Consider the following 13166-nt stretch of genomic DNA (forward strand, 5'->3'; position numbering starts at 1 on the left):
ACGGCCGACAGTGACGCTCGGTAGCGATAGTCACCATCCGAGTCGAATCCACTGACTTAGGCGAACCTGTGGTGCCGTGCCCGTATCGGGGTATGCGACAGTCTGTCGGAACTTGGCGAGGCGGTAGCCCCACAACTCCACGAACAGGACCGGTCGCTTCTGTGGCCGTACCCCTCCGGAAGCGGCGGCCCGCGTCGACGCGGGGGTGGCTTTCGCGGGCGCGCGCCAGACGGCGAGGACGACAGCGAGGGGCGGCGCATGAGAGCGACGATCATTCGCCACGGCCAGTGGGGCGGGCCGGGTGAGGAGGCCACCGCCTGCTACCTGCGCGACCACCTGGACGAGCAGTGGACTGTCGTCTGCGGCCGGCAGTTGGTGCACACCTCGGGAACACGCGACACAGACTTCATCGTCATAGGGCCGAACAGCGTCACCGTGATCGAGGAGAAGGCCTGGCACGGCGACCTCACCGGCAACGATGTCTTCTGGTATGACCGCGAGACCCGCGAAGAGCGCGGTAACCCGATCAACCAGGCGGTAGGCGCTGCCCGCATCCTCGCCGGCAGCCTGACGCAGCACAACCGTGCGCTGCGCAACGCGCTCAAGCAGGCGGTCCCACTCGGGGAGGCTCCGCTTCACCTGGTCTACGCCTTGGTCGTGCTCTCGTCCCCCGATGTCCGGGCCAACGTCGACGACCCGCGTGTCAGGCGCTATGTGGTCCCCCTGGATGGCTGCGAGCAGGCCCTCTACGAAATCGACAACTTCGTCGCCCGTCATTTCAACTTCGCGCCGTTCCGCAAACGCGTCGAGGACCTCGTCACCGGGCTGTCCAAGCGCCCGGCGACCCCGAAGAAGCTCGGACCCTACGAGATCGTGACCGGACTCGACCCGACGCCGCGCGGGCGCCGCTACGTCGGCCGGCACCACGACGGCTCGATAAGGGTGCTGCTCGCCCTCGAGCGCCAGGGCCTCACCGAGGACGAGCTCCGGAAGAACGACAACCCGCTGCTACGCGAGTACAACGCGATGCGGCGGCTGGCACCGCTGCGCAGGGTCTTCGCCGTCGACCCGTACTTCGGCGTCGACTACGAGCGGATGTGGGTCATACCGATGCACCCGCCCGAGCCAACCCTGCTCACGCTGGGGAACCTGATCCGGGCCGGCGTGAGGCCGTCGATCGAGACCTTCGTGGCTGTAGCCGCCGACTCCTACGCCGGGCTCGCCGACATCCACGCCGAGGGCATTACTCACCGCGCATTACACCCGAGCCGGGTGTGGATGGACCCGGAAACGAACCGGGTCACGTTCTCCGACTTCCTCATCGCCAAGATCGCCGACATCGATGCCGGCACCGTGCACGACGCCGACGACGCCGACCACGAGGGCCAGGCGTTCCGGGCGCCGGAATGCCGCCGCACCGCGCATGCCGCCGGGAACCCGTCGGACGTCTACTCGCTCGCGCTGTGCCTGCTCTCCTGGTGGGGGCTGAACCAGTCCGACCCGCCGACGTCGTCGATGTCAACGGCCACGCCAACGCCGCCCGCATCGCCCCACGCGCTCGATTCGCTGCCGGACGAAGTCCGCGACGCGCTGGCCGCCGCTCTCGCCGCGAACCCTGATGAACGCCCCAAGGCCAGGCAGCTCGCCGGTCTGCTAACCGCTTCCCTCACGGCGCGAACGCAGCCGGTGACGAACAGTTCCGAACTCACCCCCGGGCCTGAATCGCCGCTCGACGCTGAGCCGCGGCCTCCCGAACCGCGGTCCCCCGGACCTCACCCCCCCGAGCCACGCTCCGCCGAACCACGACGCGCGGCCACGCCCGGGCCGAGGTGGGCGGCGGGCATGCCGATACACGGGCACGGCCTGCTGGCCGACAGATCCGAGACCGTACGCCGACTCGGCGGCAGCGCCGTGGCTACCACCCGCCAGGCCGTCGACCGCGCCCTCGCCAGCTATCAGACCCTCAAGATCACCAGGGCACCCGCCCTCCTCACCAGACTCCGCCGTGGCCTCGCCGATCCTGACGCCGCCCCTGATCCCGTCGACCGTCTGCGCACCTACTTCCGCCACAGGTCCCACCGCCAGCCCTGATCAGCTCCGGTCGCGGCAAAGCGCCCTCCCAGGGAGCCGGCCGGTCTGTGGCGCGCAGTCCGTGGCTGCTGGCGCCCGAGCCGGAGCACGCCCAGTCAAGTATGTGAATCTGACGCCGCCGTAGCGCTAGGCAGACAGACCTCCAACCCGTAGGTCATCCCTGAGAGAGGCGGGGCCAGCGGTCGCACGTCGGACGAGGACCGGTCGCGCGCCAGCCCGGATCGTCGGATGCACGCTCGTCGATCAGGCTGTTGATCGGCGGGGTGTACCCGAATCCAAACTGGGTGCGGCAGGGACGCCAAGCCCTCTGGTCCTGAACGCCGAACCCAGCGCGATCCGACGGCTACAGCCCGTCTCCGAACGGCTCGGACAAGACACCTTCCCCTCCGCACCACACCTGGAAGCCCAAGCTTGGGCGCCAAGTGCAGCCCAGGTGGCGCGACATTGGATAGGCTCGGATACGCAAAGATCCAGAAAGTCGGGGGCAGACGAGTTCAATCGGCCGACAACGTTCTCGTAAGGGCAATGACACACGGGAAAGTTGTCGATCTAAGAACACGCCGGTACAGGGGGCAGATTTGACGGCAGCCACCAGCGAGGCGGCTGCGGTGGACCGGCATGAGCACCACAGGCGCAGCCCGTTCCGCACCGCACGGTCATCGGGTCAGCGGTACGTCGGAGAGCTGACCCGATGAGGAGCGTCGCCTACGAGATCGTCAATCCCGACGCCGCCGGGACGGTTGCCTCGCTCGCTTCGTTCGGCTACAGCGTCGAAGCTTCAATCGCCGACCTCGTCGACAACAGCATCGCCGCGAAGGCGCGCCATGTTGATGTCTACTTCACCTGGGACGGCAGGGACTCCTGGGTGGCGGTAGTCGACGACGGCGAGGGCATGACGGCGTCCCAGTTGGTGACAGCCATGACCGTCGCTGCTGGAGCCTTCCGGAGCGACCGCGCGCGCACGGATCTCGGGCGCTTCGGCATGGGGCTGAAGTCCGCGTCCTTCTCCCAGGCACACCAGTTGACCGTGACCAGTACGGCCGCCAACGGCGAGTGGAGCACCCGAACCTGGGACCTTGCCACGGTCACCGGCTCGGGCGAGTGGCGGCTGGTCATCGGCTCAGACGAGGCCACCGAGGAGATCCTGGCCAAGCTCCGCGCACAATATGGCAGCGGAACGGTCGTCCTGTGGCGCCAGCTTCGCCGCTACTGCTCCGCGCCCGCGACCGACGAGACCCAGAAGCAGCTCTACGCCGAGCAGGATCGTGTGCGCGCCCATCTCGGGATGGTCTTTGCGCGCTTCCTCCAGAGCAGGGTGCGCCTGACGGTCGCTGATGACCCTGTCCGGCCCTGGGATCCCTTCCTCCTTGACCATCCGTCCGTGACCCGGCTGGCCCCCGAACGGCTTCCCATCGGCGACCACGTCATCAAGATCGAACCGTTCGTACTCCCGCATCCCAAGCGTCTGAGCCCAACCCAGTCCGAGGCCGCCTCGGGGCCAGGTGGCTGGCTGGACCAACAGGGCTTCTATATCTACCGACGTGACCGGCTGATCGTCTCCGGAGATTGGCTGGGCCTGCGCGGGCTTCGCCGTGACGAGAGGTTCAACCTGGCGCGGATCGCGATCGACGTGCCTGCGGAGCTCGACGCCGACTGGCACGTGGACGTCCGCAAGTCGTCCGTCGTGCCGCCTGTCGCGATCCGCAGGCAACTACGAAGGATCGCGGACGCCAGCCGGGAGTCCGCGTCAAAGATGCTGCACCATCGGGGCCTGATCGCACGGCGGCAGCACGGCGCGGAGTTCGCCTTCGCGTGGCGGGTCGACCGGCAGGACGGCCAGATCACCTGCCGCGTCAACCGTCAGCATCCTCTGGTCCAGCATCTGCTGCGTTCGAACAGCGCTGACAGTGGCGACGTGAGAGCTCTGCTCCGCCTCCTCGAGGAGACAGTCCCGATCGCCGCGCTTCGCACCCTGCACGAGCCTGGCACCGCTGACGACGCCGAGCCCTTCGCGGACGCCGCATCCGACGAACTGGCAGAGATTGCCGAACGCATCTACCAGGCCGATCTGCGCGGTGGCCGGACTCACGAGGATGCACTCCACCGAATCCGGCATATGCCGCCATTCGACAAGCTGAGCGGCTTCTGGAACGCCAGCTAGTCCAAAACCGTCAGATCAGGTCCGTACTCTCCGGAAGTCATCCGATCCGCAGGAGGCGCCGTGACGAACCTCGACCCCGCGAAGGAAGATCCTCTCGAGAAGGCTCTTCGGGTAGTGCTCGCCGCCCTCCCCCAAGACCGGGCCGCGAGTGCCGAGGAGATCGCGCAGAATGTCGGCATCATGGCCACGGCGTTCTCGGTGGACCACGACCACCTTCTCCGCGTGGTCGAGGCCGCTGTGTCGGTGACCCAGGAGATCTCGGTCGGTCTCGACGACCCGGGCGGTCACGTGGAGTGGCTCGGGGACGCCCGAGCTCACCGGAATTGGGAGTTCTGGGACCGCTACCGGCGGTACCTGCAGGACGCGAAGCTTCTGCCCCCGAAGGTCGTCGGCCGTCTTGACGACTCGACGAACGAGATCCTCGGGCATCTCGAGGATCCGCAACGCCCAGGACCGTGGCGCCGTACCGGCCTAGTCGTCGGTCAGGTGCAGTCGGGGAAGACCGGCAACTACATCGGCCTCGCCTGCAAGGCCGCTGACGCGGGTTACAAGCTGATCGTCATTCTTGCGGGCAGCTGGGACAACCTCCGCAGCCAGACCCAGCTTCGCGTTGACGAGGGCATCCTGGGGTTCGACACCCAGTACCAGATCCGGTATGACCAGGACAGTTCCGCGAAGATCGGCGTCGGGGTGATCCCCGGCAGCCGGTGGCTCCGTGTCGCCTCCCTCACGACGAGCGCGGCCAAGGGAGACTTCAAGCGGACGACGGCGAACAGCACCAACATCCCGATCGGCGACTACCCGGTAGTCCTTGTGATCAAAAAGAACCGCAGCATCCTGACCAACCTCAAGAAGTGGTTCGAGGCAGCAGACAAGATCCAGACTGTCCGGCCCTACCCGTTCCTCGTGATCGACGACGAGGCGGACAACGCGTCGATCAACACCAGGAACTCGGAAACCGAGCCGTCGGCCGTCAACAAGGCCATCCGGGAGCTGATGGCGCTCTTCGAGCGGAGCGCGTACGTCGGCTACACGGCCACGCCCTTCGCGAACATCTACATCGACCCCTCCGACAGCTACGGCGAGTTCGGCAACGATCTCTTTCCCGAGAGCTTTATCGAGAGCCTCGCGGCGCCCTCCAACTACCTGGGCCCTGAGCGCGTGTTCGGGCTACGGACCGCCGACCCGGACGAGGACGATGTCGAGGCCCTTCCGATCTTCCGCGAGGTGGCCGACTACGCGGCCTGGATGCCCGACGGACACAAGATCGACTGGATGCCACCCGACGAGCTTCCCCAGTCGCTCAAGAACGCCGTCAACTCCTTCGTCCTGACCTGCGCCGCCCGACGCGCCCGCGGGCAGGAGAAGGAGCACAACTCCATGCTCGTCCATGTGACCCGCTTCCAGCGGGTCCAGGACCACATCGCCGACCAGTTGAAGGAGCACGTACGGCGGCTCCTAGACAGGATCCGTGACGCCCACAGCACCGCGTCAACGGCGATGCTCGACGAGTTCAAGGAACTGTGGGAGAAGGACTTCGTCACCACGAGCAGCCAGTTTCCCGAGGATGCCGCGTCACCTCTGACCTGGGAGGCCGTCAGGGGCGAGATTCGAGCCGCGCTCGCGAAGATCCGCGTGCACCCGATCAACGGGAGCTCCAAGGACGCGCTCGAGTACTACGAGAACCGGCGGACCGGGCTGTCGGTCATCGCGGTCGGCGGTGACAAGCTCTCCCGAGGGCTCACGCTTGAGGGCCTGAGCGTCAGCTACTACCTCCGCGCCTCGAAAGCCTACGACACCCTTCTCCAGATGGGCCGCTGGTTCGGCTACCGGCCTGGCTACGAGGACCTCTGCCGCCTCTACACCACGACCACTCTCCGCGACGCCTACTACGAGATCACGTCCGCGAACGACGAACTGCGGCGCGAGTTCGAGGAGATGAGTCTCATCGGCGCCACGCCGCGAGACTTCGGACTCCGGGTCCGAGCCTCGCCGGCCGGGTTGGTGGTCACCGCGCCGAACAAGATGCGGCGCGGGATCAAGGTTCGCCTGAGTTACTCCGGCCAACTCGAGGAGACGACGACGTTCGATCTTCGCGAGGACACGCTCACCGGGAACTTCTCCAATCTGGAGAGCTTCGTGAAGCTGTTGGACATGGGCGACCACGACTCCCCGATCAAGAAGCCCGGCAGCGTCATCTGGCAGAGGGTAAGCCCGGACGCGATCATTGAGGGTTTTCTCTCGGGCTACATTGCCGACAAGCGAGCGCACCGCGTCCGACCCGCATTGATCAGTAAGTACATCCAGGGCTGCGTCCCGTATGACGAACTGACCGACTGGACGGTCTGCCTCGTAGGCCGTTCGGATCGTCCACGCTCGGCTGAGGTCGCCGGGCATAAGATCGCTCCGATCACGCGTAACCCGTTTCCTGACCGCCCTGACAGGAGCCGGTACACGATCCGTCGTGTCCTCAGCCCCAAGGACGAGTCCGTCGATCTCGACGACGACCAGGAGCGGCGCGCGCGCGATCAGACGAGGAAGGCCGCAGCCGCGACTGGCAAGACCAAGAAGGACGGGACACCTCTCGATCCGCAGGTCGCCACCGGCCCTCCGCTGCGTGGAGTTCGTCGGCCAGGCCAGGCTCTGCTCCTCATCTATCCGCTGCAACACCCTTTCTCCGTAAAGGGAGGGCCCGCGCTACCGTTGGTCGTCGGGTTCGCGATCAGTTTCCCGGGCTCGGAGTACGCCCTCGAGACCGAGTACGTGGTCAACGAGATCTGGGCTCAGGAGCACATGGACCTCGACTACGACGAGGACGAAGACGAGTGACCGTCAGCGAGGACGACTGGACTACACTCGAAACTGATCACAGACCGGGCCAACTCACCTGGACACGGATCCATCCGGAGTCTGAGCACGACCTGTACCTACAGATCGTCGACCCGGGTGCACACCGCACATTCGCGCTCCGGATGCGCGAACGGCCCTCCTCGGAGCTGGTGCACCTGCTCCGCGAGCTGCGGCAGACCCACGGCATCGCCGTGCAGGTCGCCCCGGCTGGAGAGGGCCGCCGGGATCTGCAGGTCCAGTTGCTGGATGCCGGGCTCGGAGAGGTCTTCAATCCGCTGGTCGCCGACATCGCGCAGACCGTCGTCGCCACCGCCGGTACCGGTGACGCGCCTGTCGCTGCCATTGAGCGGTTCGAGCACTGGCGGAGACTTCTGCAGAGCGTAGTCGATGTCGGACTCAGCACCGAAAAGCGCCGCGGCCTGTTCGGAGAGTTGACGATCCTGTTCGACCACGTCATCCCCGCCGTGGGCCAGCAGGAGGCCGTCTCGGGCTGGACCGGCCCGTTGGGCCGGCACCAGGACTTCCAGTTGCCCACCTCGGCCATCGAGGTCAAGACCACCGCGGCCAAACAGCCTCAGGCCATCGAGATCACCAGCGAACGGGAACTCGACGACCAAGGGATAGCCGGCCGGCTTCTCCTCACCGTGTTATCCATCGACGAGCGGCAGGGGGGTACTGGTCGCAGTCTCAACGCGCTGGTGGACACAATCCGCGCGACGCTCGGAGCCACCGCCAGATCGCGGTTCGAGGAGATGCTTGTGAGGGTCGGCTACCTGCCGCATCAGAAGGACCTCTACCACGAACCGCGCTACACCGTCCGTTCCCTCGGATGCTGGCGCGTGACCGGGGACTTTCCCCGGATCGTCGAGAAGGATCTTCGCCCGGGCGTAGGAGACTGCCACTACCGGATCACGGTCACGGGCTTGGACTCCTACAGCCTGGAGCCATCCGGGATCACCGATTTCCTCAGGGGAAGTGCATTATGAACGAAGGACTCGCCTCCTTCGCGGCATCCCTCGTCGCGGACGTCGAAGCCACCGCCGACGCCGAGGGTGGGTCAGCTCCGCACACTTTCACGCGGCGTGTGCTCGACGATCTGGAGAACGCTGGCGAGACCGAGGAGACGTTCGTCGCGTTTCACAAGGCACGGGTCGGTCGCGCTACCATCGAGGTCAGCGGTTTCGGTTTCAACCACTCACTGGAGAGTCTCGACCTATTTGTGACGTCGTACCGACTCCCAGGCGACAACCCACGTCTCACCGGCAGTGATGCCGACGTCCTTTTCCGGCGGCTGGAGAACTTCCTCGCACGCTGCGACTCGGGGCTCGCCAAATCCTTCGACGAGTCCTCGGACATCTTTGACATGTGCACTGGTATCGCCAAGTCCCTCGGCGAGGTCAGCAGGATCAGATTGTTCCTGATCACCAACCAGGAGAGCTCCGCATCTGCCTCATTCCCGCCTGGCAGGCTCGGTGACATCCCTATCAGCTACCACGTCTGGGACATCACCAGACTTTACCGGCTAGCCAACTCCGGCACCCTGAGCGAGCCGATCAGCGTAATCTTCGACGAGCCAGTCGCCTGCCTCCAGAACGAGGCCACCGATGACTACTCCATCGTTCTCGCCGTCGTACCCGGGAAGCAACTCTCGGCGTTGTACGGCAGGTACGGCTCCAGACTCCTCGAGTTGAACGTCCGCTCCTTCCTGCAGACAAGAGGCGAAGTTAACAGCGGGATCCGTACAACGATCAATCGTACCCCAGAGCGATTCCTCGCGTACAACAACGGCCTCACAACTACGGGATCTGCGGTCCGTTTCGTGACGCTTGACAGCGGTGGCCTAGGGATCTCCCGGATCGACGACTTCCAGATCGTCAACGGCGGGCAGACGACAGCGTCGCTTCATTATGCCGAGACCCGGGACCGGGCGAACCTCGACAAGGTCCTAGTTCAGATGAAGCTTGTGGTTGTCAGGAACGACGAACTCGGCAGCATCGTTCCCGAGATCTCTCGTTACTCGAACAACCAGAACAAGGTCACGCTCGTTGACTTCAGCTCAAACAAGCCGTTCCACGTCGCGCTCGAGAAGGTGAGCAGATCCCTCTGGGCACCCGCGAAGGACGGTAGCAGCCAGCAGACCCAGTGGTTCTACGAGCGGGCGCGGGGACAGTATGTCGACGCATTGGCAAACGAGCGCACTCCAGCAGCCCAGAGCAAATTCAAGGCAATTCATCCCACAACCCAGAAGTTTGGAAAATCAGACGTCGCCAAGTACTTCTACTGCTGGAACCAGCGACCGCACTCGGTCACGAAGGGAGCCCAGAAGAACTTCAACGAGTTCACCATCGACGAGCTCGACGGCGAGGTTCAACCAGTCGTCGATGCCCAATACTGCACACGCCTGCTAGCCGCCGCCATTCTTTTCAAGGCCATCGACAAGATCGTCGGTACACACGGTTACGGAAGCCACAAGAGCTACGTGACGGCCTACACCATGTCGCGGCTCTCCCTTGCCACTGACAAGCGGATCGACCTCGACCGGATCTGGCGCACCCAGCGAATCAGCAGCGCACTGCATGCAGCTGTCGAGGACCTCTGTGACCGCGTCGGCGCGGTCGTGGAGCAGGCTCAACGTGGCAAGCACGTCGGGGAGTGGGCCAAGCACGCAGAATGCTGGGCCGAAGTAGCCCGAGTGCGGTGGGGCGTGCCAGCCGATCTCGCCGGTGAACTCGTCGCATCGCCGGTAGAGATCGTGGGCGAAGCGGCCGCCGACGCGCCGAACGAGGACGTTGAGGCGGTCGTGGCGATACCGGCGAGGGTATGGTTCACCTTGGCCCTCTGGGCCAACGAGTCCAAGCTGCTCGAGCCTTACCAGCGCCAGTTGGCATTTACCTTGGGAACCCTGCTCAGGAGAGGAGAACACCCAAACCCAACGCAGGCCGGTCAGGCTCGACGGACCCTTCTGGAAGCACGCGATCTTGGCTTCAGGACAGCTCACGACTAGGTCCACGAGCCGATCCACTACTACCCTCGTAATTGCGTTCGATGAGGCGGGTAGATTCAAGGCCAGCGGTGGACCGATGTGACATGGTGGAGGTAGGGGAATGGCTGGCGGAGCGCTCAGAAGGCCAGCTCGCCGGCCCCACGGCGCCGCCGTTGTGCCACGTGGCTCAGGCTACGGCGTCAAGCTCGTCCGTGGGCCGTTTGTCCGGTTGAGACCGCACGCGGATAGCTGCGCGGACGGACGCGAGCTGGCCGGGCTGGTCGCACGGCTCCGAGCCGAGAGCCCTGGTCAGTTGCTGGCGGCGGATCTGTTCTGCGGCGCGGGCGGACTGAGCCTTGGGCTGGAGCAGGCAGGGCTGCGGATGGTGCTTGGCGTCGACCATGATCTAGAGGCCGGGGAGACGCACGGGCATCACTTCGGCGGGCTCACGCTCGTCGAGGACATGTCGGACCCGAGCAAGGTCGACGAGATTGCGAAGCTAATCCGGTCGCTGAAGTTGGACGTCGTCGTCGGCGGGCCGCCATGCCAGCCGTTCTCGCGGGCGGGCCGGTCGAAGATCCGGCACCGGGTCCGTGTAGGGCTGGTCGAGGCGCACGACCGACGCCGGGACCTGTGGGAGTCGTTCCTATCGATCGTGCGCCAAGCGGAGCCGGCCTGCGTGCTGATGGAGAACGTGCCGGACATGGCGCTGGACCGGGAGATGTTCATTTTCCGGACCATCGTCCACACGTTTGAAAGCCTCGGGTACTCCGTCGAGGCACGGCTCGTCGACACATCCCGCTACGGTGTCCCCCAGTTCCGGCAGCGGCTGATCATTGCGGCGATACGCGGACCCGCCCGTTTCAGGTGGCCGGACGAGGCGCTGGAGCGCGCCACGGTCTGGAACGCGATCGGCGATCTTCCGGAGGTCGAGGGCGGCTGGCGGCCACCTGGCGGCGCGGCCGGCTGGTCGGAGTATGCCCCGGCCGACCAGACCGTCTTCCAGCGTGCGATGCGTGCCAAGGTCCCGCCAGGCGAGTCCGGCCGCGTGTACGACCACATCACCCGCCCGGTCCGGCCCGACGACCGGGCGGCGTTCGAGCTCATGGACGAGACGACGCTCTACTCGGACCTGCCACCCGAGATGAAGCGTTACCGCGATGACATCTTCGACGACAAGTACAAGAAGCTCAACGAGAACGATCTCTCTCGCACGATCACGGCTCACATCGCCAAGGACGGCTACTGGTACATCCACCCGCGACAGAGCCGGACCCTGACCGTCCGGGAGGCCGCGCGTCTGCAGACCTTCCCGGACCACATACGGTTCGCCGGCCCACCCTCGGCCGCGTTTCGGCAGATCGGGAACGCGGTGCCGCCGCGTCTGGGTGAGCACCTCGGCGCGGCTCTGCTTGGCAGCCTCGCCACGCTGACGGAGCAGCAGGAGTCGACGACCGAACTCGCGCACCGGCTTACGACATGGTTCATCGAGAAGAAGGACGCGGCGCTCCCGGTCCCCTGGCTGGCGGCCAGGACTCGCTGGCAGGTCGTTGTCGCCGAGATGCTGTTCGATCGGACGACCGTCGACCAGATCCGCCTGTTGTGGCCGCTCGTCTCGCGCTGGGACACGCCGGCAGCCACGGTCGAGGCCGCCGCGGACCTGCTGCGTTCCTCGGAGTGGATCGGTCGTCGGCACCGCGCCGAGAAGTTGCTGGAGGCGGCGCGTTGGCTGGTCGACCATCCGAATGCGCTGGACGAGCCCGACCCTGCTGTGAAGATCCCGCACATAGCCGCGTCGATCGTCGATCTGGCGGTGCTCGCGGTGCGGATGACGGACATCGACGGCAGCCCGGAGCCGGTCCTCGTCGGCAAGGGAGTGCTGCGGCTGGCCGCCCGGCACGAAGGCAGCGGGGTTGACTACCGCAACCGAATGTCCGACGGACGTCTTGCCATCGCCCGGCTCATCGGCGGACCCGGCACCGCTCGCGAGGCGCATCTCGCTCTGGTAGCGCTGGCCAGCTCCCTGTGTCGCCCCCACGACCCGGCCTGTTCGGACTGCCCACTGTCCACGAGCTGTCAGTACGCCCAGAAGCAGACGACCGTCAAGACCACGCCCGTCTCGGTGACGGCGTCTGCTTAGGATCGCGGTCCCGCCAGGCACGGTCAGCCGCCGCCTCCCGGGCCTTGGTCCGGGCTGAGCCGGGCCTGGTCGGTACACCCGCCGGCGTGGCGGGTCTCAGGCCCGCTGGGAGACTCGAGGCGTGACCGAAGAGGGTCCTAGCCCGACGAACGACCATGCCGTCAAGACCAAGCCGACGTGGGTACCAACCGAGGCTGGTAGCCACCTGCGGGGGCGCAAGGCACAGAACACGAAGCCCGAGGTTGCGCTCCGGAAGGCCGTTCACGGTCTTGGCCTGCGCTTCCGCGTCCACCAGACAGTTGCGCCACGCTGCACGCCCGACTTCGTGCTCCCCCGCTGGCGGCTCGCGGTCTTCGTGGACGGCTGCTTCTGGCATGGCTGCCCGGTACATGGCATGAAGCAGTACCGCGGGCCAAACGCCGAGCTGTGGCGTCAGAAGATGGAGACAAACCGCAACCGGGACCGCCGTAACGACGCCGTGCTTGACGAGGCTGGATGGGCAGTCCTGCGGGTCTGGGAGTGCCAGGTCCGCAGGAGCGTCAACGATGCAGCGACGCTGGTGCGGGAAGCCGCTCAGGCAAACAAGCCGACCCTCATGGCCGCCTCCCGTTCGGCCGCCAAGCGCGCGCCTTCCTCCTCAGCTCGCACGGCCACCTCACGCGGGTAGGCGCAGCCGGCCTCCGCAAGCGGACAGGAGCCGCACTTGGGCACACCGGGCCCACAGTCCGTCATCCCCAGGTACCGGATGGCCGCCATTCGCAGCGGTGCCTCGTCTCCGGTACCAACCAGACGGGCGAGGTCGATACGGCCGTCGGTCAGCTGGTTCCGTTCGTGAGACCTGGTCCCGCGGAACCGTGCGGCGACCCGGACGGCGCTCATGCCGGCAGCGAGCACGTCATAGCCGAGCAGCATCTTGAAGACCTTCTCGTCTGCCGGCCCCA

General features: G+C 66.0%; 7 protein-coding genes and 1 pseudogene. 7 read left to right on the plus strand and 1 reads right to left on the minus strand.

Translation table 11 applies throughout. The annotated features are described in order from the left end of the window. Positions 1–258 precede the first annotated feature (258 nt). The 7 genes from QOZ89_RS32795 to QOZ89_RS32825 all read left to right on the plus strand — a co-directional run bounded on the left by QOZ89_RS32795 (position 259) and on the right by QOZ89_RS32825 (position 12892). Positions 259–2091 carry an NERD domain-containing protein gene (locus tag QOZ89_RS32795; RefSeq protein ID WP_312627551.1) on the plus strand — a complete coding sequence of 611 codons (1833 nt, stop codon included), beginning with the start codon at positions 259–261 and terminating at the stop codon, positions 2089–2091. Positions 2092–2782: 691 nt separating this feature from the next. Beyond that, positions 2783–4252, plus strand: coding sequence for an ATP-binding protein (locus QOZ89_RS32800; protein WP_312627553.1), 1470 nt, complete (start codon positions 2783–2785; stop codon positions 4250–4252). 60 nt (positions 4253–4312) lie between these two features. After that, on the plus strand, positions 4313–7081 hold the full coding sequence (locus QOZ89_RS32805) for a Z1 domain-containing protein (RefSeq protein WP_312627555.1): 2769 nt from the start codon (positions 4313–4315) through the stop codon (positions 7079–7081). Next, the gene (locus tag QOZ89_RS32810) at positions 7078–8088 is read left to right on the plus strand and encodes a PD-(D/E)XK motif protein (RefSeq protein WP_312627557.1); all 1011 of its coding nucleotides are present in this window, start codon (positions 7078–7080) and stop codon (positions 8086–8088) included. Before QOZ89_RS32805 ends, QOZ89_RS32810 begins: the two co-directional genes overlap by 4 nt. Then, on the plus strand, positions 8085–10106 hold the full coding sequence (locus tag QOZ89_RS32815) for an AIPR family protein (protein WP_312627560.1): 2022 nt from the start codon (positions 8085–8087) through the stop codon (positions 10104–10106). The genes QOZ89_RS32810 and QOZ89_RS32815 overlap by 4 nt, the downstream gene beginning before the upstream one ends. Before the next feature lie 292 nt (positions 10107–10398). Beyond that, on the plus strand, positions 10399–12225 hold the full coding sequence (gene dcm, locus QOZ89_RS32820) for a DNA (cytosine-5-)-methyltransferase (protein ID WP_312627562.1): 1827 nt from the start codon (positions 10399–10401) through the stop codon (positions 12223–12225). A 121-nt stretch (positions 12226–12346) separates the two neighbouring features. Further along, positions 12347–12892, plus strand: a complete 546-nt coding sequence (locus QOZ89_RS32825) for a very short patch repair endonuclease (protein ID WP_312627564.1) — start codon at positions 12347–12349, stop codon at positions 12890–12892. On the opposite strand, the pseudogene QOZ89_RS32830 reads toward QOZ89_RS32825, so the two are convergent. Next, a pseudogene (locus QOZ89_RS32830) lies at positions 12799–13166 on the minus strand (DNA cytosine methyltransferase); the annotation flags it as partial. The gene QOZ89_RS32825 and the pseudogene QOZ89_RS32830 sit on opposite strands and share 94 nt — an antisense overlap.

The sequence above is a fragment of the Pseudofrankia coriaricola genome, assembly GCF_032027725.1.
Lineage (GTDB): Bacteria > Actinomycetota > Actinomycetes > Frankiales > Frankiaceae > Pseudofrankia.